Origin of the sequence: Streptomyces sp. NPDC014676, from assembly GCF_043084105.1 — a bacterium.
GTDB lineage: Bacteria > Actinomycetota > Actinomycetes > Streptomycetales > Streptomycetaceae > Streptomyces.
In genome coordinates this window covers 182,655-203,572 of the sequence record NZ_JBIBZI010000014.1, presented here as the reverse complement: position 1 = coordinate 203,572, position 20,918 = coordinate 182,655, and the positions used below count along the sequence as shown (strand labels likewise).

Sequence of the window (20,918 nt, the reverse complement as noted above, 5' to 3'; positions counted from 1 at the left end):
GGCGAGGTGGACCCGCTCGCCTTCTTCCAGGACATCGCCGGCGTCATCGAGGTGCCGTGGCAGTTCTCCGCGGGCGCCGACCTGGGCTACCCGGAGGTGGAGGGCGTACGCACCCCCGAGTGGGAGCAGTCCCGTATGTACATGGCCAGGCTGCACACCGCCGCCGCGGTGGACGGCGAGGTGACCGCCACCTTCATGCGCGTGGCCGGCCTGGTCGACCCACCCACCGCCCTGGTGACCCCCGAGATGCAGGAACGCGTCACCCGGGGCTTCGAACAGGCTCAGCCACTGCCCGCCTGAACCGGCCGCACACAACGAGCCCGCCGCACGGGTCATCCCCTGCGGCGGACTCGCCACGCCCACAGGCGGTCGGCCTCCCGCCTGTCCGGGATGTGGTCATGCCGACCATCCTGCCGCTGGGAAGACTCAGGGGCCCGCGGGAACATCAACCACAGACAGTCAGCCACGGCGATACGGGCAGCCGAGTACCCAGGCGCGCGTGTGCCTCCAGCAACCACGACCGGGCGTCAGCCACGCTTCCCGTTGCTGATCGTCCCGCGCCCCGGATCACAGTCCGGTCGAAATCGAGCGGTACGACCACCCCGAGGACCGGAGCGCTTGCGCGAGGACCGCAGGGCCTCCCGTACGGCGCCGCACGAACCCCCGGCCCCCGCCCTTTCTTTAAAGATAGCGGCGACGCTCTGACCTGCGGCGATGTCGGAGTTTTATGCACCTGGAGTGCATAACTTGGGCCTCTGGAGCCCGGGATTTATGCAGCTACACGCATAACTTGGTCGCGGCGAGGACGGCGCTCCGATCCTTGCATGAAACCAAGAGTTGAATGACTCGTTAGTCATGCTGACCGCAAGCAAAAATGGAGAAAGAGCAGGTCAGTGCCCCAAACGAGGCGTATCGCCGCTGTCCCTGAACCGCGGAAGACGGTTCGGCTGTCAGCTGCCCCACATCCGTCGCGCAGCATCCCGGAAGATCTGTCGCGCACCCTGCTCCAGACGCTGGAGAAGATCAGCCGGAACGGCGGCACGATTGTTGCCGACCCACCCCGGAAGGGATACGCCTTCCCCGGCGGCAAGCACCTCGCCCTGTCCACGGAGATCCACGAGAACCTGTGGCGTTTCAAGCTGAGCCCGATGGCCCGTGACCTCCTCGACCACATAGTGGCGACGCACGACGAGGACGGGCTGGTGCAGGCGACCCAGCAGAGCCTCGGCTCCCACTTCGGCTGCCATCAATCAAAGGTCAGCCGGGCCCTGAGGGCGCTCGACAAGCACAACTTCGCCTGGAAGCACAAGCAAGGCCAGTACCAGTTGAACCCCTCCTACGCCTACCGGTGGGGAAGCCGCAAGCAGCACGCCCTGGTCGCGAGGATCACGGACGTCCTCAAGGCCCGGACGATTCAGCCGCCCCTGCCCGAGACGAGGAACCGATGACCGGCACACCCCTGGTTCACAACCCTGCGATCTGGGAGCACCTCCCGAACGCCAGGCTCAGGAGCACGGCGCGCGATGTGTTCGACATCCTCACCGCCCGGCAGCGTCCCGGCGGCGCGGTCCGGATCACCCAAGCGGAACTGTCCGGGCGCCTGGGAATCAGCCAGGCCGCCGTGTCCCGCGCCGTCGGCGAACTGAAGGACATCGGCATCCTGGAGGGCCGCACAAAGCGCGGGGCGCTGCGCATTCACCCACTGCTGGCCGGGTACGAATCGGAAGCCCACATGATCAACAGCATCTCCGACCCGGACACGTACCTGTGGCCGCTGCGCTACGAGTCGGGCGTACGGCCGCCGCGCCGCTCCGACCCCAGGACGGGCACGAGGTTCGACCCCGACCCCGACGGTGGCGAGGACGCGCCCCTGCCCAAGGCCCTGCCGACGCTCCGGCTCGCGGGCTGACGCTCAACAGGAACCGAACCGTCTCGACGCCCTGGCCAAGAGCGGCAAGCACCGCGCGGCCCTCGTCGAGGCCGAACACGCCCGCACCCTGCTGACCGCCGCTCCCGGCGACGAGGCGCCGTTCTGGGCACTGGCTTGGGGCCCACCGGCTGCGTCGGTGTACTCCCGCACCGCCAAGGTCCACGAGACCCTGGGAGACCACCGGGCAGCCGCCGCGCAGTACGCGCTGGCCGCCACGACCCGCCCGGCGGACACCTACGCGCGGATCGTCGCCCTGGACCTGGTGGCGGGCGCCGAGATGCACCTCAAGCGCGGCAGCATCGAGCAGGCGTGCGCCACCTGGCACCGGGCCATCGACCACATGGACGGTGTCCGCTCCGTCCGCACCCGCAAGGCGGTCTCCCGCATGCGCGGCGACCTCGCACGCTTCCGGGCCCGTGGCCTGCGGTGCGTGGCCGAGCTCGACGAACGGGGACGCGACTTCCTCGCCGACGCCTGACCTCAGCGGCACCCGGAGAAACGGCGGACGATCGGCCCCAGGTAGTCCGCGTGCGGACCGGTCAGACCGGCCAGTTCGCCCGGCGAACGCACCAGGGCGATGTCGTCGAGTTCAGGTTCGCGTCCCTGGACGCGCTCGGCTGCCGCAGCAGCAGCGAAGTCTGCGCACAGCGTTGTCTCGGGAAGAGCCGGGGCCAGGTAGGTCAGGCCGATACTGCCGTTCTCGCCGCGGGTGACGACCCACAGCTTCAGGTCCTCGGCGGCCGCGTCGATCCCCAGCTCCTCGGCGAGCTCTCGCGCGGCCTGGCCGGCCAGTGCCGACTCGTCCAGCACCGCCCCGTCCTGGGGAGGCTCCACAGACCCCCCGGGCAGCTGCCAGCGGCCCGGGGCGGCCGTGGAGGGCGACATCCTCGCTGCCAGCACACGGCCGTCGCCGGTCGGCTGGACGACGTTCACGAACAACGAGGGCAGTGCGGTGGCGCCGGGAACGCGACGCAAGGCGTAGTGCCGGTAGGTCACACGCACCCACGACAGACGCAGGACGCGCGGGCCCGTCCGCTCCAGTCCCCCACACGCCACCACTGGCCCGTCGAAGAGGCTGGGGTTGGCCCGCACCGCCATGTCCCATACCCGGTCCCGGGCCTCAGCATCCCGGGGCGGCACCGGCGGCTCCGCAGCTTCGGCCAGCAAGACCCGTTCAACATCGAAGAGGTCAATGCCCACGGGGGGCAGTGTCTCGGTCACCAGCCCACCGTAGAACCCGTTCCAGGCGTGACCGCCAACGCCGATCCACCGGCGCGTGGCGAGGTGGACCCGCTCGCCTTCTTCCAGGACATCGCCGGCGTCATCGAGGTGCCGTGGCAGTTCTCCGCGGGCGCCGACCTGGGCTACCCGGAGGTGGAGGGCGTACGCACCCCCGAGTGGGAGCAGTCCGGTATGTACATGGCCAGGCTGCACACCGCCGCCGCGGTGGACGGCGAGGTGACCGCCACCTTCATGCGCGTGGCCGGCCTGGTCGACCCACCCACCGCCCTGATGACCCCGGAAATGCAGGAACGCGTCGAACGGGGCTTCGAACAGGCCCAGCCGCTGCCCGCCTGAACCGGCCGCACACAACGAGCCCGCCGCACGGGACACCCCCTACGGCGGGCCCCTCACGCCCGGCGGCGTCCTGGCCGACGAGACCCGTGCCCACCCGGTGTTGCGCGGCCGTTCGGGCCGCGAACCGACCGCGTCCCCTGATGAGTCACGGGACGGGGTGGCTGGGGCGTCGAGCCCGTCGCCGCAAGGCGGACGGGAATCCCCTTCCTGAGCTCGCGGAGGGAGGGGAGAACCTCAACGGTCGGTGTCCTGGTCGCGGAGCAGTCGGCGGCCGAGGGCGTCGGCCCACTCCTGGGCCCAGGTCATCAGCTCGTCGACCAGGGCGGTATCCGCTCCGTACGCCTCGAACTCGGCGTCGTCGATCCAGGCGACGGCGGTCAGGCGGGTCTGCAGGGAGTCGAGGTCGAAGCGGTCGCGGGCATGGCGCCGGCCGAACTCCTCCAGGTCGGTGGTGGTCCAGCGGCGGGAGGCGGCGAAGACGTCCAGGGCGTCACGGGCGAGACCCCGCTCGGCCAGGGCACGGACCTTGGTGCCGATCACGTCCTCCTCGGCGAGTACGGGGCCGTACGCGCTGGAGGCGACGGGGCGGGAGAAGACCTCCTTGAGGACGTCGACCTCGCAGGCCTCCTGGGCGTCCGAGCGGGTGTCCGTGACGTTGAGGCGGGCCGAGAGCGGAGCGACCTCGATGACGTCGGTCTGCCAGCCCCGTGCGGTCAGGCCGACGGTGAGAGTACGGACGATCTCGTTCATGGGTGCCGGGTTCTCGGTGGCGACGTCGAGGTCCTGGCTCGGACGGGCGAGGAGCTCGTGGGCCTGGACGGCATAGCCGCCCGTGATCACCAGGGGATAAGGAGAACCGATGGCCAGGACGTCCGCGAGGAGGCGGGCGTGCAGGTCGGGGAGGATCACGCGGCGGTCGCGCCCTCGCGCGGGCGGCGTCGGGCAGGGGGCTGGACGGCGGGAACGGCCGCCAGGGCCCGCAGCTCCGGGAACGCCTCCTCCCACACACCGCGGACCGTGGTCGAGACCAGGATCCGCAGGGTGGGCCACAGCCTCAGCAGGAGGTCGTGGTTGAGCAGGGTGCACAGGTCCTCGCGCATGCCTTCGGCGAGGACGGTGCGGTACAGGCTCATGCGCTGCCGTTCGTTGCCGAGGTCGAAGGCGCGCAGTCCGGACCAGACGACGGTGGCCGGCGGCTCCACGACCCCTTCTGCGGGCCCCCGCAGCTCCAGGAGGTCCGACGGCAGACGGCGCCGGAACTTCTCCCGGTACAACCGCAGGTCCGTGCCGTCCGTGCCGGCGGACCCGCCGGCCCGGGCTTGGGCGGAAGCTGATCGCTGCGGCACGGATGGCATGCCTCCATTATGTCGGCTGCGGCCCGGGGAGGGAGTCGTCAGCCTCGGTGCGGGCCTGCGGTCGACGATCTCGGCGGCCGGGTCGGCCCCGGCGGACGACGGTGATCCTGCCGGACGACGCACCGGCCGTCTCGGCGACGACCTCGCTCATCAGCTTGCCGGACCTCAGCTCCACGCCCTTCGTCAACGAGACGAACACGGTGTCGGCCGCCCCTGCCGGGAGTCCAGCAGGGGCCCACTGTGCGGAGAGCCACGGAGAGGGGGCTGTCCTCGATGAGCGGCATGCCGGCCGGCGCCGCTCACCGTCCGCCGCCGGTCCGGCGGCCCGGTCTCACCTCAGATGGCGGGTGAAGAACCGGGCCGCGGCCTCTCCCGCGGACCGCGGGACGCCACTGTGCCCGCCCATGTGGGCATGCAGGGACTTCTCCTCGGAGCCGAAGGCGTCGAACAGGTCCAGGGCCGTCTGCCGGTCATTCCCCTCGTCGTCCCACTGCAGCAGGACGTGCAGCGGAATGGTGACCCGGCGGGCCTCCTCGAACATGACGCGGGGCACGAGGCTCCCGGCGAAGAGAGTGGCGGCCGCGATGCGCGGCTCGGTCACCGCCAGCCGGATGCCGATGGAGATCAGTCCCCCCGAGTACCCGACCGGGCCGCCGATCCCGGGCAGCGACAGGAGGGCGTCCAGGGCGGCCCGCCATTCCGGGACCGCCTCGTCGACGAGCGGGAGGACGAGGGCGTCGACGATCTCGTCGCCGACCGGCTCGCCGGCCTCCAGCGCCCGGCGCAGGTCGGCGCGGGCCTGCTCGACGGCGGGCCGACGGGGCCGGTCGCCGCTTCCGGGAAGCTCGATGGTGGCCGTGGCGAAGCCCTCCGCCGCGGAGTGCCGGGCCCGGTCCGTCAGTCGGGGGTACATCTTGCGCAGTCCGAGGGGAGGGTGGCCGAGCAGGATCAGCGGCACCGGTGCGGATGCGGATGCGGATCCGGGCGTCCACAAGATGCCGGGAATCCCACCGAGGGCGAACTCGCGTTCGAGGATGCCGTCGTCGAAGCGCTGTTCGGAAGTGAATCGCATGGTCGTGCCTTTCGGGAGCGCGCTGGAACGGCGCTCCCGGACGACCTATCGCCCGACCGCGACCCCTGAGGGGAGCGCCCATGTCGATACTGCGTTCACGGGTACCACCTCCTCGATCTCTCGCACGGCCACCGGAAACGTAGCAGTGGTCGCCGCGTCCGCCCAACGGGTTTTCGCGGAGTCCCCTCATCCGTAGTGAAGGTGGTTCCGGAAGCCCTGGCTGGGCTTCCGGGCTGTCCGGTGATGGACGTCTGCAAGGCCCCGGGGCCCTTGATGCCTCCCGATGGAGCGGCGCCGTCACGGTGGTGGGATTCACGGGGCATGCGGGCGCCGGGCAGACGCCTGGGAATCTCTCTGGCCTTGAGGCCTCACGAGTGAGCGGCGTAGTTCCGGCGTCTCCACGTCCCGTGAAACCCACCGTCGTATGTCGTTCGTTGTCATTGTGGCGCGAGCCTGCCGCAGGGCGACCTCCTGTCCACCTCCGCGAGCCGCGAGTTCTGGCGCAGACAGAGGCCCCTGGGGTGCGCTGGTGTCGCGAACGGCTACCGAGACGGAGGACCGAACGAGTCCTGGGATCAGGACGCCGCGTGACCCGAATGAGCTCGTGACCTGGGAGAACCCTCGATGACGGGAGAACGTGCAACTGTGTTCCGCAGAATCGACCGGTCAGAAGGCATCACGGCATCGCGCCGGTCGACGAGACCGGCGAATTACTGGCCAAGCGGCGGGTCAGCGATGACGCAGCCGACTACCGACAGCTTTTTCACTGCCTCCGGAAGCGAGTCCTCTTCGAGGAAGAACGTGCCTTCACTCCGCCCGCGACCTCACCAATGACGACTGCTGACAGGGGGCTCTTGAAAACGACCGGGCATACTCCTCGCCCCACATGATCAAGTCCTCAAGCGAAGGGGAAAGTTCGGCGACCGGCGGGCTCGGTAGCGCCACGTCAGGCCTTGCCACCAGGCATGCCGCTGGTTACGACGATCACGGCCACGTCGCCGGTCCTGGTGCGGCCCAGCCAGACGACACCGCCCGACTCCGCCGTGAACGTGACCAGATCGGCTTGTTGCGACTCGTCGGTCACCCGCTCGCACCAGCCGGGCAGCTGTTCGGAGTCGCGCGGCGCCGGCTCGCCGTCCACATACGTGCGAAACGGCGTGGTCAAGGCCGTCCACGCGCCGGCATCGGCGAAGCAGCCCACATTGGCGTCGGAGTGAAAGCGGATCTGCTCGCCCGGCTGAAGCCGGTCGATGTCGTCGTCGACGCCCAGGCCCATCTCCCACCCGACCACGGGGTCGTCACTGATGCGCAAGCGGGTTGCGGCGCACGCAACGCCGTCGAAATGCTCCCCGAAGAATTCGTACGGCCCCGCCGTCCACGCGATCTCCACCGGGTAGGTGCCCGGGGGAATCCGTACCGCCAGCTCCCGTGGGGGGGCTCGTCGGCAGTCCTCGCTCGTACTCCCTGACTTCGTCGTCATGCCACGGCGCGTCCACGACGAGACGGCCGCTGGGTATGCGAATGGCGGTCACCTCCTCAATCCCCGTGACCATGACGGGCGTTGTCGGATCGTCGTACACCGTCCCCAGTTGCTCCCCGGGCGTGAACGCTGTCTCCAGGTACCAGGCGGCCTCCGGCCCGGCCGCCAGCCGGGCGTCCCCGATCCACTTCATGACTCATCCCTCCGTCGCCACCCGGCCGGGCGGTCAAGCGAAAAGGTACGTGGGCCCGGTGACATCGGCAGTTCGCACATCGGGCCACGGAAGGTGACCGTGATCAGGTCAGCTCGCCGTGGTGCCGCCACTGCGTCGGATGCCGTCTGGCAGATCGTGGAGACGGACAGCCAGACCACAGATCAGCGTGGGTCGGCCTGGGGAATCAAGCTGAGCGACTCCGAGGCCACCGAGCAGAGGGTGGGGAGATTCAAGGCTCTGGCCGCGATTCCGTGAATGATCTTGGTGCTGCGACGGGCTGCTGCCACCGAATGGGTCCGGCCTCTCGACCGCGCTGTCGGAGCGGCACGTCGTCCGCCCGGCCGTCGGCCCGACGTTTCCCCCGTCACGGTGTGTGGTGCATGGGCTTGACGCGTTGTGGTTCCGGAGCGGCAGGGCGGGCGGGCGCCGGATTACCGATGCGGTGCTTGCCTTCGGCAGGATGGGCGCATGACCGAGATCCGCACACCCCGTCTTCTCCTCCGTGGCTGGCACGACGACGACCTCGCGCCGATGGCGGACATCAACGCGGACCCACGGGTCATGCGCTGGATCGACGACGGCTCGGTGCGCGACCTGGACCACACGGCCGAGGACATCGAGCGGTGGGAGGAGGAGCGGGACGAGGAGGGCTTCGGACTCTTCGCCGTCGAGCTGCTGGCCTCGGGCGAACTGATCGGCTTCACGGGACTGTCCGTGCCCGAGTTCCTGCCGGAGGTGATGCCCGCCGTGGCGATCAGCTGGCGGCTCGGCTCACCGTTCTGGGGCCAGGGATACGCGTCCGAAGCCGCGCACGCCACACTGGAGTTCGCACTCCAGGACCGCGGCCTGGACCGTGTCATCAGCATCAGCCGGGTGGGGGACAACGCCTCCGAGAACGTCATCCGCAAGCTCGGCATGGCGCCCGAGCGGGAGACGGCCCACCCGGTGTACGGCTACCCACTGCGCGTTCACGCCATCGACCTCACCGAGTTCCAGGCATGAACCGGCCCAGCCGTCTGTCATCACAGGACAGCCGACCACTGTCCCCACGTCCCCGAACGCACTGATCGCGGCGGCACGGACGCCCAGGAAGAGATGACCCCTCCCTGTCACCGACCTGCGCCTTCACGGAACTGCGGACAGAGCCGGATTCAAACGTCCCCATCACTGCTTGACTTCTTCAGATACCGGGATGTCTCTCGTGAACCTCGTGGACGAAGCCGCCTGACGGCATCGGGTCTCCCCCGGAGCCGCGTACGGCGGTCGCCTCAGCGCCAGTCGTCGATCACGTAGGCGTCCGGACGGCTGTAGCCGGGTTCGTTGGGCTTGTGCATGGTCACGCCTTGCAGCCAGGTACGGAAACCGCGGTCGACCATGCGCCGGTAGGCGTCCTGGCGGGCCAGGTTCGTTCCGGCGTCCAGTTGCCCCAGCCCCTTCTCGGCGGCCAGCTGCTCGCACGCGTTCAGCAGTCGTTCGAACCGGTCCGCGGCGTCCGGGCCGGGGAGTACGGCGCCGAATTTGACGAAGCACACGTCCTCACCGGCCTCCGACCCCGCTCCGCAGTGGCAGACGGCCAGACCGTCGAGGCCGGAGCCGGCGCCCTCGAGGAGGACGGTGTCACCGAGCCCCTGCGCCTGTACGGCCGTGATCTCGCGCTCCAGGCTCAGGCCCTCGTACACGGCCCCGGTCAGTGCGCGACCGAGGCCCAGCGCGTCGGACCGCTCGGCGGCGGTCAGCCCGCCGTACAGCACTCGGCCGGGGACCGCGGCACTGACGGCGACCTGTTTCCTCATGATGGCGGTGAGGAACCGGGGCCAGAAGCCGTACCGGCGGTAGAGCTCGAGGTGCTTGGGACTGTGCGAGAAGGTGAACAGGCCGAGGTGGCGGTTCTCCCAGGTGTCGAAGCAGTCCATGACCGGTTCCATGAGGCGCCTGCCGATGCCCCGGTCCCACAGGTCCGGGCGTACGGTCAGCGGGCCGAAGTATCCGACGCTGCCCCAGTCGGTGGCGAAGTTCGATCCGACGACCTCGCCCTCGACGGTCGCCGCGAAGGCCGCCCGCGGATCCGCCGCCCAGCGGGTGCGGACGTAGTCGGCGGTCCCGAAGAACGTCTCCGGCTCAGGAGCACCGAGGAAGGTCCCGAAGGCGACCCTGAAGATCTCGTCGGCCCGGTCCAGGTCCGGCTCGGCCAGCGGGCGGACCGACACCGGGGCGGCGACACTCGTTCGCTTCGCTGCGGACATGACCGCTCTCCTTTCCGCCCCCGGTTCCATGGCACCACGGACGTGCGCCGTGGGCGAAACGGCAGGTCCGGCGGCACCTCGAGGGCCGAACGGCCGCGTTCCCCGACGACCGGGCGGCCGTTTCCCTTGAGGGCGCGGCTAGAGAAGAGGGCAGGTGAGGGGCAGGACGCGTTCGGTCAGGCGGCCGGTGAGGTGGGTGTCGGTGAGGGTGGGGTCGGTGAGCCAGTCCGCTGTGGTCAGGCGGTCGACCAGGTGACGTAGTTCGTCGGGGTCGACCGGGATCCGGGCGGTGAGGGTGTCCAGGGCCACGCCCTGGCCGCCGGGGCCGAGGCGGCCCGAGGCGTCGGTCTGGGTGGCCAGCGTCAGGGCGAGCAGCCGGGGACCGGCGGGGGCCTTGGTCTTGCGGAGCTTCTTGTCCGTCACGACCCGCTGGGCCCAGCCGGAGAGCTTGGGCCGCATCTTCCTGCCGAACGTGAACGGGCCCGTCCCGTCCTCGGGGGGCACCAGGGAGGGGACGGTGATCGGGGTGGGGTTCTCCGGCCGGGAGGCGAGCAGGTCGTCGACGGTGCCGGGGAGGGAGAGCCAGCCGCAGCCGGTCAGCTTCTCGACGAGGTCCCGCGGATCGGTCAGGTTCAGCGCGTTGAGGTCCTGGCCGACGAGGTTGCCGGTGCCGGCGTGCGCGGTGCGCAGGGTCAGCATCAGCGTCAGCAGCCGTGCCTCCGGTCCGGGCAGCGGGGCGTGGTCGGCCACGTGCGCGAGGACGGAGCGCGCGTTCTCCCACTGCGTCGGTGCGGTCAGCAGCCGCGTCACGGCCGGCCCGTCGCCGTCCGTGACGCCGCCGGTGCGCTGCTGGTGCTGGCGGCGGATGGTCGCGGCGGCCTGCTCGGCGCGCCGGGCCTCCTCCCGCAGTTCGTCGTCGCCGGTGACACCGGCCCAGGTGGTGAAGGCGCGGGCCTTGCGTTCCTGGAGGTCGGCGAGGACCGCCAGGTCGGGCTGCTCGCGCCGCTGGTAGGCGCGGAAGAGGTCGCCGAGTTCGATGAGTTCGTCCCGCAGGACGTCGGGCCGCAGGTCGTGCGGGACGACCCGCTGGGCGATCTTCCCCTGCCGCGGGCGGCGCCGCGCGGGTACGGAGCGGGGGGTCGGAGCCCCCGTACCGGCGGGGGCCTGGTGATCGGAGAACTGGGGCGCGCCCGCGCCCGTGACCGCGGAGGGCTGGTGGTCGGAGAACTGCGGCGCGCCCACGCCCGTGGCCGCGGGGGCCGGACGTTCGGTGGTCCGCGGGGCGGGTGCCCGGGAGGTGCCCACGGTCTTCGCCCCGGGGGTGGCGGCCGCGCACCGCGAGCAGCACTCCATCGCCTGCCACCAGCGCCCTTCCCGGTCGGCGAGGACGGCGATGACGACCGGGCCGCCGCATCGCCAGGGTTCGGTACGCGCGGAGCGGCCGGCGGTGTCGGGCAGGTGGGCGCGGCAGCTCTCGGCCCGGCACGCGCAGTACGCCTCGGCCCTGGGGGCGGGGACGGCGCGCAGATGGGCCTTGAGGTGGTCGACCGCGGCCGCGCGGCCGGCGGCCGTGGACGGCAGGCGCTGTTCGGCGCAGGCGGGGCGGCTGCACGTGACGCGCACGGCCGTACTGCCCCGGCCGACGGCGTCCAGACGCACCGTCCACCAGCGCCCCGGCACCCGCTCGCCCGGATCGCCCACCACGGCCTGCGTCATCCCGCTCTCCCTCCCGATGTGTCCCCGATGTCCGCCGCCCACCCGCGACGGCGAAACGGCGTCAACCGGTCAACGCCTCGGGAGGGGAGGTGGTTTCTGTTCGGGGCGTGGCAGTTCGGGTGGGCACCGTGATGGGAGCGTTTCTCCCGGCGGAACACCGCGCAGGCGGCGTCATACCGGGAGAAACGCCCCTGTCACCGGCCGGCCGGCGTGCTCAGGAGGCGGTGGTGACCAGCGCCGGGACCGTCAGGCGGACCGGCAGGGCGCGGTGGCCGTTCATGATGAAGGTCGGCAGGGGCTGGAGTTCCTCCCGGGGGACGGCCAGGGACAGGTCGGGGAAGCGGGCGAAGAGGCGGGACAGGCCGGTGCGGGCGACCAGGCGGGCCACGCCCACGCCGAGGCAGTAGTGGGGGCCGAACCCGAAGGACAGGTGCTCCTTGTCCGCCCGGGTGAGGTCGAAGGAGCCGGGGTCGTCCGGGTGCAGTCGCGGGTCGCGGCCCACGGCGCTGTAGTTGACCAGGATCGGGTCGCCCTGGGGGATGGTGACGCCGTCGAGCTCGATGTCCTCGACGGCGTAGCGCAGCGGCAGGTGGGCCAGGGGCGACTCCACGCGCAGCGTCTCGTCGATCACGTCGTCCCAGGTGGCCTGCCCGGAGCGGACCAGCTCGAGCTGCGTGGGGTCCGACAGCAGCGCGGTGATGGCGTTGTCGAAGAAGTTGATGGTGGTCTCGGAGCCGGCGCCGAGGATCGCGAAGATGGTGTCGGTCAGCTCCTCCTCGGTCAGCCGCGAACCGTCCTCGTCGCGGGCGGCCACGAGGTCGCTGGTGATGTCCTCGCCGGGCTCGCGCCGCTTGTCGGCGATCAGGTCCGCCATCGCACCGCGCCAGCCGGCGAGCACGGCCTGGGCCTGCTCGGGGGTGAGGGTGGTGTCCACCATGGCGTCGATGACCTTGGCGGTCTTGGCGCGGGCCTCCTCGGGCATGCCGATCAGGTCGGCGACCAGGCGCGCGGGCAGCGGGTAGGCGAACCGCTCGCGCAGGTCCACCACCTCGCCGGGCGCGGTCTGCGCCAGGCCGTCGAGGAGCTGGTCGGTGAGTTCCTCCACGCGCGGGCGGAACGCCTCGGTGCGGCGCGGGCTGAACGCCTTGCCGGTCAGCTTGCGCAGCCGGACGTGGTTCCTGCCGTAGGCGGTGACCATGTTGTCCATGGCCACCCAGCTGATCAGCTCCCAGTCGGGCCGTATCTCACCGTTCCGGAAGGCGGGCCAGTGGTTGCGGGCGCTCTTGGTGACCCGCGGGTCGCCGAGCACCTTCTTGATGACGTCGTGGCCGTTCAACGACCAGGCGAGGACACCGCCGGGAAGTTCCACCGGGACCGCGGGTCCCCGGTCGCGCAGGACGGCGGCTTCGCCGTGGATGTCCCGCCCGGTGGTGTCGAGGGCGAAGGGGCAGCCTTGCTCCATCAGTCAGTACTCCTAGCGAGGGGACCACTGGCTTCAGCCGGTGGGGGAATCGCTTCCCTGGTCTGTGTTGCTTTCCTTTCGTCCCGTAAGGGACCGGTTCGGGCTGGACCGCAACCCTCGGGTTGGAAGCCCTCCTCCTTCGGGTGGGAGAGCGGAGTCACGGTTTTTCCCTGTCTGCAGAAAAGCCGGGGGCGGTCACTGTCCGGTGCCGAAGTGCGCGCGGGCCAGCTCCCGGCCGGCGTGCGAGGCGAGGAAGACGCCGTTGCCGGCGTGGCTGTGCAGCGTCGACAGGTCGCGCCAGACCCGTTCGACGCGCTGTCCCGCGCGTACGGAGCTGGAGCCCGCCGTCGGGAAGAGCTGGCCCTCGACGGCCCTCCAGCACAGGCGGACCACCTCACGGCTGATGGTGGCCAGCCGCAGCTCCTCCTCGCGGGTGAAGGCCGCGGCGTCCTTCAGGCAGAGCTGCTCCCACTGGCGTACGGCCTCGGTCATCGCCGCGTCGGCGGTGGTGATCATGCCGGTGGCCTCGCCGAAGCGGAACTGGAAGTCCGGGTCCTCGGTGCGCGGGACGATGGGGAAGAACGTGGTGGTACGGGTGCGCATCAGCTCCTCGTACGCGTCGAGGGCGCCCTGGGCCATGCCGACGGCCAGCGCGCCGAGTTCGAGCAGCATGAAGCTGAGCGGTCCGCCGCCGTACTCGGGGCCGTGCAGGGTGCGTCCCGGCAGGTCGTCGGTGACCGGGATCTGGCTGAGGTGGCCGGGCAGGGTGCGGTGGGCGGGGATGCGGGCGCCCTGGATGCGGATGCTGTGCGAGCCGCTGCCCTTGAGGCCGAGCTGGTCGCCCCAGTCGTCCAGGCGCTCGAACTGCGACCGTTCGGCGATGAACAGCATCGGCGCGGGCGGCCCGTCGGGGTCGTCGAAGACGAGGGTGTGGCCGATGAAGTGGGTGGCGTAGGGGGCGCCCGAGCAGTAGTTCCAGACGCCGTCCAGCAGCCAGGAGCCGTCCTCGGCGCGGGTCGCGCTGCCGGCCGGGGCGACCGTGGCCGGGCAGACGAAGTCGCCGCCGGCGAACAGCTCGGCCTGGGTGCGCTCGTCGAACAGGGTCGCGGCGACCAGGGCGTGGGCCGCGCCGAACAGGTACATCCAGCCGGTCGACGGGCAGCCGCGGGCCAGGGTCGTGGCGACCTTCATGAAGGTCGCCGGGCCGAACTCGTAGCCGCCGTACCGGCGCGGGACCAGGATGCGGTAGAAGCCGGCGCGGGCGAACGCCTCGTGGGTGTCCTCGGCGTAGTAACCGCGCCGCTCCGTCTCGGCCTGCCGGGCGGGCAGGCCGGCCGCCAGTTCCCCGGCGCGGGCGACGATCTCGTCCGGGGTGAGGTCCGGCTCCGGCACGGCCGCGCGCGGGGCGAACGTCTCGGGCAGGGTGGAAGTCATCGGGATCGGTCCTCTTGCGTCGAAGTCGGAGGCGAAGTCGGAGTCGAGGTCGGGGTCGAAGGGGTCGCCTGCGGGGCCGCCGAGGTCGTCACAGCTTCGCCAGCGGCGTCTGCGGGGCGCCGCTCAGGGCCGTGAGCAGGTGCCGGAACTGCTCCACCAGCTCGCGGGCGGTGCGCTCGTCGAAGCGGTTGTGGTCGAACTTCAGGCTGCCCGCGAGCTCTCCGCCGGGCAGGACGTCCATGGCCCACAGACCGCCGTCCGGGATGGCCGAGCTGACCCGCTGCGACAGGGTGCGGCGCCGGATCTCGGCGAAGCGGGGGCCGGCCGGCTCCCCGCCGCCCTCGCCGTCGAGCGGGAAGGCCGACTGGAGCACCTCGAAGGCGACGACGGCGAGGAAGCCGTCGGCGAACGGTGCGAGCAGGGCCGGGCTGTCCTCGGCGATGCGGGCGAAGGGGATCTCGTTGCGGTAGGCGCCCACGCAGGCCGCGCGGGAGCGGTCGAGGACGTCGGCGAGGGTGGTGCAGTCGCCGGTGTCGATGCGGATCGGCACGAAGTTGAAGAACGGGCCGACCGAGTCCGCGAACCGCTCCTCGTAGCGGCCCGAGGAAAAGGTCGGGAAGACGACGTCGGTGGTGCCGGTGCGCCGGCGCAGCAGCACGCTGTAGGCGGCGGCCAGCACCATGAAGGGGGTGCAGCGCTCGGCGCGGGCGAACTCCACGACCTTCCTGGACAGTTCGGCGTCGAAGACGAAGCGGTGCACGCCGTACGCGCTCGGCAGGTCCGCCTGGGCCGGCCGGTCGGAGGTGATGCCGGTGATCTCGGCTCCGGCGAGGCGCTCGCGCCAGTAGGCGCGGGCCCGGTCGATACGGCCGCTGTCGGCGTTCTCCTGCTGGTAGCGGGCGAACTCCCGGTACTGGACCGCCTCGCCCTGCTCGGCCGTGCCGCCGGCCGCGCGGGCGCGGTAGGCGGCCACCAGGTCGCGCATCAGGACCTGGAGGGACCAGGCGTCGGTGGACGTGTGGTGGGTGGCGAGCACGAGGACGGCGTCGGTGGTGTCGAAGCGGCCCAGGAAGGCCCGCAGGTGGGGCAGTTCGCGCACCGGGTACGGGGCGGCGTCGAGGTCGTTCAGGAACTCCTCGGCGCGCACGTCGCGCGGGGTGCCGTCCGCATCGGGCAGGTCGGTGACCTCCAGGGCGACCGGCGCGGGCGGATGGACGACCTGGTGGCCGCCCTCGTCGTCGCCGACCACGGCGGTGCGCAGCACCTCGTGCCGTTCGACCACGTCGTCGAGGGCACACTGCAGGGCGTCGGTGTCGACGGCGCCGGTGACGCGCCAGCCGCACACCAGGGTGTGCCGGTGGCCGAAGGCGCCGTCCGTCTCACCCTTGTCGAAGGCGCGCAGGAACTGCTGGTTGTACGACAGCGGGATCCGCCGGGCGGTGCCGTCGTCGGTCCGCGGCGCTGCGGTGGTGATGCTCAAGGTGACCAATCCTTTTCCCGGTCGTGGACGACCGCGTCGTACCTAGTGGGCCTGGAGGGGGGCGGGCGTCAGGTCCCGCAGCAGGGTCTCGAGTTCGGCGACGGTCGGGTGGCTGAGGATGTCCGCGGCGGACACCTCGACGCCCAGCTCGGCCCCGATGCGGCCGGCCAGCCGGATCGCCTGGAGGGACTCGCCGCCCAGCTCGAAGAAGCTGTCGTGGGGGCCGACCGCGTCGAGGCCGAGCGCACGGGCGAACAGGCCGCACAGCAGCCGCCGGCCGGGCGTGAGCTCGTCGGTCTCCGGCACCGGCGCCGGTGCGGGCCGTTCGGGCGCGGGCAGCGCGGCGCGGTCCAGCTTGCCGTTGGGCGTCAGGGGCAGGGCGTCGAGCACGACGAAGGCGGCGGGCACCATGTAGTCGGGCAGCAGGGCGGCGACCGCGGCGCGCAGGCCGTCGGGGCCGGTGCCGGTGGGGCGGCCGGGTACGACGTAGGCGACGAGCCGCTTGTCCTCGCCGGGGCCGTCGTCCCGGGCGACGACGGCGACGTCGGCCACGCCGTCCTGGCGGGCCAGGACGTGCTCCACCTCGCCCGGCTCCACGAGGTAGCCGCGGATCTTGACCTGGTCGCCGACGCGCCCGGCGAACTCCAGCCGCCCGTCGGCGGTGCGCCGCATGAGGTCCCCGGTGCGGTACATGCGCGTACCGGCGGGGTCGGTGACGAAGCGGTCCTCCGTCAGGGCGGTGTCGTGGTGGTAGCCGCGGGCCAGCCGGTCGCCGGCGACGTACAGTTCGCCGGTCTCCCCCTCGGGCACGGGGACGAGGCCGGGCCCGAGGAGCCGGAACTCCATCCCGTCCATCGGCCGTCCCACGGGGACCGGGCCGTCCGGCGGGCAGGCGGCGGTCATCGTCGCGTGCGCCGCGAAGGCGGTGAGCTCGGTGGCCCCGTACATGGCCCGTACGACGGTGTCCGGGCAGGCGTCGAGCACCCGCCGTACGGCCGTCGGGGCGATGACGTCGCCGCCGGTGAGCACCTCCCGGACCGGGGCGAAGAGGTCGGGGGCCTCCTGGGCGAAGACGCGGAAGAGCCCGGCCGTCACGTGCAGGGCGGTGATGGACTCGTCGGCGAGGAGCCGGCGGACGGTGGCCACGTCGGGCTCGCCCGGCGGGGCCAGGACGACACGGCCGCCGCGCAGCAGCGGCACCCAGATCTCGTAGGTGGAGACGCCGAAGGCGTAAGGGGCCAGGGACAGGATCCGCCGGTGCGCCTCGGACCAGGAGGAGTCGGCGGTGAACGCGAGCACACCGCGGTGGGTGACCTCCACGCCCTTGGGCGCGCCGGTGGAACCCGAGGTGTGGATGACGTAGGCCACGGCGTCGGGGTCGCACGCGATGCCCGGGTCGGTGGTGGGCGCGGCGGCCACCGCCGGGTCGGTGGCGGGCTCGACCACGAAGCCGGCCCGCGGCAGTCCGCGCGAGCGCAGCGCGGCGTCGGTCAGCAGTACGGGCGCCCCGGCCCGGTCGGTGATCTGCTGCATCCGGGCGAGCGGGTAGGCGCTGTGCAGGGGCAGGTAGGCGGCGCCGGCCTTCACCACGGCCAGCAGGGCGACGACGACCTCGGGGGAGCGTTCCATCAGCACGGCGACCGGGTCGCCCGGGCGCACGCCGAGGCCGATCAGCCGGTGCGCGAGCCGGTTGGCGCGCTCGTCGAGCCGGCGGTAGGTCAGGGTGGTGCCGTCCAGGGGTGCCGAGACGGCCACGGCGTCCGGTGTCGAGCTCACCTGCGCGGCGAATCGCTGCTGAATCGATGTGCTGACCAAGGCGTTGTCCCATCCGATCGGCCCTCCGGGCGGCGGACCCCCGCCGTGCCCCCGGCTCTGCCGGAACGGTCACACAGTGGTCCGGGACGCGGCATCTCCTGGATTGCCGCGCCCCGCGCCGGCGCGCACGACGCGCGTACTTGGTCAGGTCGGTGGCTCAGCCGATGTCGAGTCCGGCGGTGAACCAGGCCTCGGCGGCCCGGATGCGGGCCTCGCACTGAGCCCGGTCCGCGCCCGCGATCACGAAGGCGGCGAGGAAGTCCCCGGAGTGCGAGGCCTCGGGCACCCGCTCCCCGACCCGCGCGTACGTCGTGTACTTCAGGACGCCCGGCGGCAGGGTCGCCGGGTCGGGCAGGGCGCGCAGCACGCCCGGCCGCTTGGTGAACAGCAGCTGCCCGGCGATCTGCCCGGGGTCGGCCCGGCCCTCGTGGTCCACGGGCAGGCCCAGCTGGCGGCGCACCGGGTACTCCATCGGGTCGAAGCCGAACAGGGCGCGCTGGACGTCGCGCACCCCGGCCCCGCCCGCGCGCGAGGCGGCCTCGCACAGGACGAGTTCGTCGTCGTCGGTGTGGAACACCTCGATGTGGAAGGCGAAGTGCTCGGGTCCGCCGAAGGCGGCGAGGATCCGCTCGCCGAACTCGGTGAGCCTGCGGGTGAGCGGGTCGGCGACGTCGAGGGCGATGTCGACCCGGCCCGCGCGGTCGCGGAAGTTCGCCAGCGCGTACAGGTAGCGGGAGGGCCACAGGGTGGCGATCCGCCCGTCCAGGACGGTGCCGTCGATGTGGCACATGGAGCCCTCGACGAACGTCTCGGCCAGCCACTGCGGCTCGCCGTCCGGGCCGGTCAGCTCTGCGGTGTCGAGCCACGCGGCCAGTTCCCCGTCCGTGCGCAGGACGGCCACGCCGACGGACAGGGCGCCGCGGCGCGGTTTGACCACCACGGGCAGTCCGTGGCGGCCGGCGAAGGCGGTGAGGTCGGCGGCCGTGTGCGGCAGGGCGTGGTCGGCGACCTTGATGCCGGCCCGTACGGCCGCCTGCTTCATCTCCCACTTGTCGCGGTAGACGAGCGCGGTGTCCGGCCGCTGGCCGGGGAGCCCGTACCGTTCGCGCAGCGCGGCGGCGCGCTCGATGTCGAACTCCTGGCAGGCCACGAGGTCCGTGACGCCGAACTCCTCGATGAGCTCGGCGGCCCGTTCCGCGACGCGGTCACTGGTGTCGTAGTCGGGCAGTACCTCGGCGTGCAGGTAGGGCGCGGTGGTGGGCAACTCCTCGCCGAAGAGGGCGAGTTGCTCGGCCGAGCCGAGCAGGACGATCTTCTCGTCCCGGCCGGCGAGCCAGTGCTCGTAGGGGTTGGCCCGCAGGGAGCCGCGGTGCAGGACCAGGGTGGTCATGAGGGGGACCCTTCGGTGAAGATGCTGACGTAGCGCTCGCCGGTGTCGGGCAGGATCGTGACGACGGACTTGCCCGCGGACTCGGGCCGCCGTGCGAGGAGGGCCGCCGCGTACACGGCGGCGCCGGAGGAGACCCCCGCGAACAGGCCCTGTTCGCGCACCAGGGCGAGGGCGGTGTCGAGGGCGGCCTCGTCCGGGCAGGTGATCACCTCGTCGATGAGGTCGACGTCGGTGGTGGGCGACACGAAGCCGCCGTTGAGGCCGGGGATGCGGTGGGTGCCGGCGTACCCCCGGGACAGCACCGGGGAGTTCTCCGGTTCGACGGCGACGATCTTCAGGTCGGGGTTGTGTTCCCGCAGGTGGCGTCCGGCTCCGGTGAGGGTGCCGCCGGTGCCGACGCCCACGACGAGCACGTCGACGCGGCCGCCGGTGTCGGCCCAGATCTCCGGTCCGGTGCTCTCGTAGTGGGCGCGGACGTTGTCGGGGTTCTCGTGCTGGCGCACGTACCAGGACCGGGGGGTCGCGGCCTGGATCTCCTCCGCCTTGGCGATGGCCCCCGCGAACCGCTCGGCGCTGGGCGTCTGCACGACCTCGGCGCCCAGCGCGTTCAGCAGGCCGATCCGCTCCGGTGTGGCGCTGTCGGGCAGGACGACGATGCAGCGGTAGCCGCGCCTGGCGGCCATGGCCGCGAGCGCGATGCCGGTGTTGCCCGAGGTGGACTCCACCACGGTGCCGCCGGGGGCGAGGTCGCCGCGCTCCTCGGCGCCGCGCAGCATCGCCAGGGCGGCACGGTCCTTGCTGCTGGCGAAGGGGTTGGCGGACTCCAGCTTGGCGAGCACCTCGGCGCCGGGCGCGATCCCGGCGACGTCGAGACGGACCAGGGGGGTGTGGCCGATGAGCTCTTCGAGCCCGGCGGCGATGTTGCGTTCGGTACGGACGGCGGTGGTCACGGCAGTCTCCAGGAGAGGGCGGGGCAGGCGGAGCCGGGGCCGCTCACCGGGAACCGGCCGGGGCGAGCAGGCGTACGGCGTCCGGGGCGGGCGGCGCCGCCCCGGCCGGGGCGGACGGAGTCGGGGCGGCGCACCCCACGACCGCTCACCAGGAACCGGCCGAGGCGAGCAGACGTACGGCGTCCAGGGCGGGCGGCGCCGCCCCGGGCGGGTGTGTGCCGGGCGGGACGGACGTCGGGGCGGGGCGGACGGTCGAGCGGGCCGCGTAGACGCGGGCGCCGGGCGGGACGTCGTCCGTGACGGTGGCCATGGCGCCGATCAGGCAGTCGTCGCCGACCGTGACGGGGCCGAGCACGGTGGCGTTGGCGCCGAGGACGACCCGGTCGCCGACCACCGGGTGCCGGCGGGCGCCGGGCGGGCGCGCGTTGTCCGCCCACCAGCCGACCGCCCCCAGCGTGACCTGCTGGTAGATCGTCACGTCGTCGCCGACGACGGCCGTCTGCCCGATCACGACGGACGCTCCGTGGTCGATGAAGACCCGCCGGCCCAGCCGCGCCCCGGGGTGGATCTCCACCCCGGTGCGGCGGCGCGCGACACGGGCGACGAACCGCGCGGCCCAGCGGGTGCGCCCGCGGTGGAGCCGGTGCGCGACGCGGTGGGCCCACAGGGCGGACAGGCCGGTGTGGCCCAGCGCCTCCCAGCGGCCGCCGAGGGACGGGTCCCGTTCGACGACGACGCCGAGGTCCTCGCGCAGGGTGGTCAGCAGTCCTCGTCGTACGGACATGGTGGTCAACTCCTC

At 72.2% G+C, this 20,918-nt stretch carries 19 protein-coding genes and 1 pseudogene; 6 read left to right on the top strand and 14 right to left on the bottom strand.

Features of this window, described 5'->3' with window-relative positions:
* From ACF1DX_RS31440 to ACF1DX_RS31425, 4 genes and pseudogenes are all read left to right on the top strand, one after another.
* A pseudogene (locus ACF1DX_RS31440) lies at nt 1-300 on the top strand (FAD-binding monooxygenase); the annotation flags it as partial.
* Between the two features lie 593 nt (nt 301-893).
* Nucleotides 894-1,448, top strand: coding sequence for a hypothetical protein (locus ACF1DX_RS31435; protein WP_391794530.1), 555 nt, complete (start codon nt 894-896; stop codon nt 1,446-1,448).
* Nucleotides 1,445-1,909 carry a helix-turn-helix transcriptional regulator gene (locus ACF1DX_RS31430; RefSeq protein ID WP_391794529.1) on the top strand — a complete coding sequence of 155 codons (465 nt, stop codon included), beginning with the start codon at nt 1,445-1,447 and terminating at the stop codon, nt 1,907-1,909. The genes ACF1DX_RS31435 and ACF1DX_RS31430 overlap by 4 nt, the downstream gene beginning before the upstream one ends.
* Nucleotides 1,854-2,408, top strand: a complete 555-nt coding sequence (locus ACF1DX_RS31425; protein WP_391794528.1) for a hypothetical protein — start codon at nt 1,854-1,856, stop codon at nt 2,406-2,408. Before ACF1DX_RS31430 ends, ACF1DX_RS31425 begins: the two co-directional genes overlap by 56 nt.
* Nucleotides 2,409-2,410: 2 nt before the next feature.
* Here ACF1DX_RS31425 and ACF1DX_RS31420 read toward each other — a convergent pair whose 3' ends face one another.
* Nucleotides 2,411-3,151: an NUDIX domain-containing protein gene (locus ACF1DX_RS31420; protein ID WP_391794527.1), complete on the bottom strand. Its 741-nt coding sequence runs from the start codon at nt 3,149-3,151 to the stop codon at nt 2,411-2,413.
* Between the two features lie 27 nt (nt 3,152-3,178).
* Between ACF1DX_RS31420 and ACF1DX_RS31415 the strand changes: the two genes are divergently transcribed.
* Nucleotides 3,179-3,508: a hypothetical protein gene (locus tag ACF1DX_RS31415; protein ID WP_391794526.1), complete on the top strand. Its 330-nt coding sequence runs from the start codon at nt 3,179-3,181 to the stop codon at nt 3,506-3,508.
* Between the two features lie 234 nt (nt 3,509-3,742).
* Here ACF1DX_RS31415 and ACF1DX_RS31410 read toward each other — a convergent pair whose 3' ends face one another.
* The 4 genes from ACF1DX_RS31410 to ACF1DX_RS31395 all read right to left on the bottom strand — a co-directional run bounded on the left by ACF1DX_RS31410 (nt 3,743) and on the right by ACF1DX_RS31395 (nt 7,415).
* On the bottom strand, nt 3,743-4,417 hold the full coding sequence (locus tag ACF1DX_RS31410; protein WP_391794525.1) for a nucleotidyl transferase AbiEii/AbiGii toxin family protein: 675 nt from the start codon (nt 4,415-4,417) through the stop codon (nt 3,743-3,745).
* Nucleotides 4,414-4,863, bottom strand: a complete 450-nt coding sequence (locus ACF1DX_RS31405; RefSeq protein ID WP_391794524.1) for a hypothetical protein — start codon at nt 4,861-4,863, stop codon at nt 4,414-4,416. Before ACF1DX_RS31405 ends, ACF1DX_RS31410 begins: the two co-directional genes overlap by 4 nt.
* A gap of 331 nt (nt 4,864-5,194) precedes the next feature.
* The gene (locus tag ACF1DX_RS31400) at nt 5,195-5,935 is read right to left on the bottom strand and encodes a dienelactone hydrolase family protein (RefSeq protein ID WP_391794523.1); all 741 of its coding nucleotides are present in this window, start codon (nt 5,933-5,935) and stop codon (nt 5,195-5,197) included.
* 946 nt (nt 5,936-6,881) lie between these two features.
* Nucleotides 6,882-7,415 (bottom strand): DUF4241 domain-containing protein, encoded by a 534-nt coding sequence (locus ACF1DX_RS31395; RefSeq protein ID WP_391794522.1) that lies wholly within the window; start codon nt 7,413-7,415, stop codon nt 6,882-6,884.
* Nucleotides 7,416-8,097: 682 nt separating this feature from the next.
* On the opposite strand from ACF1DX_RS31395, the gene ACF1DX_RS31390 reads away from it, so the two are divergent.
* Nucleotides 8,098-8,631, top strand: a complete 534-nt coding sequence (locus ACF1DX_RS31390; protein WP_391794521.1) for a GNAT family N-acetyltransferase — start codon at nt 8,098-8,100, stop codon at nt 8,629-8,631.
* Between the two features lie 266 nt (nt 8,632-8,897).
* On the opposite strand, the gene ACF1DX_RS31385 is transcribed toward ACF1DX_RS31390, so the two are convergent.
* The 9 genes from ACF1DX_RS31385 to epsC all read right to left on the bottom strand — a co-directional run bounded on the left by ACF1DX_RS31385 (nt 8,898) and on the right by epsC (nt 20,903).
* A complete protein-coding gene (locus ACF1DX_RS31385; RefSeq protein WP_391794520.1) occupies nt 8,898-9,872 on the bottom strand; it encodes a GNAT family N-acetyltransferase in 975 nt (324 codons plus the stop codon).
* 138 nt (nt 9,873-10,010) lie between these two features.
* A complete protein-coding gene (locus tag ACF1DX_RS31380) occupies nt 10,011-11,588 on the bottom strand; it encodes a hypothetical protein (protein ID WP_391794519.1) in 1,578 nt (525 codons plus the stop codon).
* 214 nt (nt 11,589-11,802) lie between these two features.
* Nucleotides 11,803-13,050 (bottom strand): cytochrome P450, encoded by a 1,248-nt coding sequence (locus tag ACF1DX_RS31375; protein ID WP_391794518.1) that lies wholly within the window; start codon nt 13,048-13,050, stop codon nt 11,803-11,805.
* Nucleotides 13,051-13,245: 195 nt separating this feature from the next.
* Nucleotides 13,246-14,484 carry an acyl-CoA dehydrogenase family protein gene (locus ACF1DX_RS31370; protein ID WP_391794517.1) on the bottom strand — a complete coding sequence of 413 codons (1,239 nt, stop codon included), beginning with the start codon at nt 14,482-14,484 and terminating at the stop codon, nt 13,246-13,248.
* Between the two features lie 88 nt (nt 14,485-14,572).
* Nucleotides 14,573-15,964, bottom strand: a complete 1,392-nt coding sequence (locus tag ACF1DX_RS31365) for a condensation domain-containing protein (protein WP_391794516.1) — start codon at nt 15,962-15,964, stop codon at nt 14,573-14,575.
* A gap of 42 nt (nt 15,965-16,006) precedes the next feature.
* Nucleotides 16,007-17,740, bottom strand: coding sequence for a non-ribosomal peptide synthetase (locus tag ACF1DX_RS31360; RefSeq protein WP_391794515.1), 1,734 nt, complete (start codon nt 17,738-17,740; stop codon nt 16,007-16,009).
* A 196-nt stretch (nt 17,741-17,936) separates the two neighbouring features.
* Entirely contained in the window at nt 17,937-19,169 is a 1,233-nt protein-coding gene (locus tag ACF1DX_RS31355; protein WP_391794514.1) for a NikS protein, read from the bottom strand.
* Entirely contained in the window at nt 19,166-20,119 is a 954-nt protein-coding gene (gene cysK, locus ACF1DX_RS31350) for a cysteine synthase A (protein WP_391794513.1), read from the bottom strand. Before cysK ends, ACF1DX_RS31355 begins: the two co-directional genes overlap by 4 nt.
* Nucleotides 20,120-20,264: 145 nt before the next feature.
* Nucleotides 20,265-20,903 carry a serine O-acetyltransferase EpsC gene (gene epsC, locus ACF1DX_RS31345; RefSeq protein ID WP_391794512.1) on the bottom strand — a complete coding sequence of 213 codons (639 nt, stop codon included), beginning with the start codon at nt 20,901-20,903 and terminating at the stop codon, nt 20,265-20,267.
* Nucleotides 20,904-20,918 lie beyond the last annotated feature (15 nt).

Excerpts from the sequence above, each read along its gene's own strand:
- ACF1DX_RS31430 (WP_391794529.1), top strand. The coding sequence starts at position 1,445 with ATGACCGGCACACCCCTGGTTCACAACCCTGCGATCTGGGAGCACCTC.
- ACF1DX_RS31405 (WP_391794524.1), bottom strand. The coding sequence starts at position 4,863 with ATGCCATCCGTGCCGCAGCGATCAGCTTCCGCCCAAGCCCGGGCCGGC.
- ACF1DX_RS31400 (WP_391794523.1), bottom strand. The coding sequence starts at position 5,935 with ATGCGATTCACTTCCGAACAGCGCTTCGACGACGGCATCCTCGAACGC.
- ACF1DX_RS31395 (WP_391794522.1), bottom strand. The coding sequence starts at position 7,415 with ATGACGACGAAGTCAGGGAGTACGAGCGAGGACTGCCGACGAGCCCCC.
- ACF1DX_RS31390 (WP_391794521.1), top strand. The coding sequence starts at position 8,098 with ATGACCGAGATCCGCACACCCCGTCTTCTCCTCCGTGGCTGGCACGAC.
- ACF1DX_RS31385 (WP_391794520.1), bottom strand. The coding sequence starts at position 9,872 with ATGTCCGCAGCGAAGCGAACGAGTGTCGCCGCCCCGGTGTCGGTCCGC.
- ACF1DX_RS31380 (WP_391794519.1), bottom strand. The coding sequence starts at position 11,588 with ATGACGCAGGCCGTGGTGGGCGATCCGGGCGAGCGGGTGCCGGGGCGC.
- ACF1DX_RS31375 (WP_391794518.1), bottom strand. The coding sequence starts at position 13,050 with ATGGAGCAAGGCTGCCCCTTCGCCCTCGACACCACCGGGCGGGACATC.
- ACF1DX_RS31370 (WP_391794517.1), bottom strand. The coding sequence starts at position 14,484 with ATGACTTCCACCCTGCCCGAGACGTTCGCCCCGCGCGCGGCCGTGCCG.
- ACF1DX_RS31355 (WP_391794514.1), bottom strand. The coding sequence starts at position 19,169 with ATGACCACCCTGGTCCTGCACCGCGGCTCCCTGCGGGCCAACCCCTAC.
- epsC (WP_391794512.1), bottom strand. The coding sequence starts at position 20,903 with ATGTCCGTACGACGAGGACTGCTGACCACCCTGCGCGAGGACCTCGGC.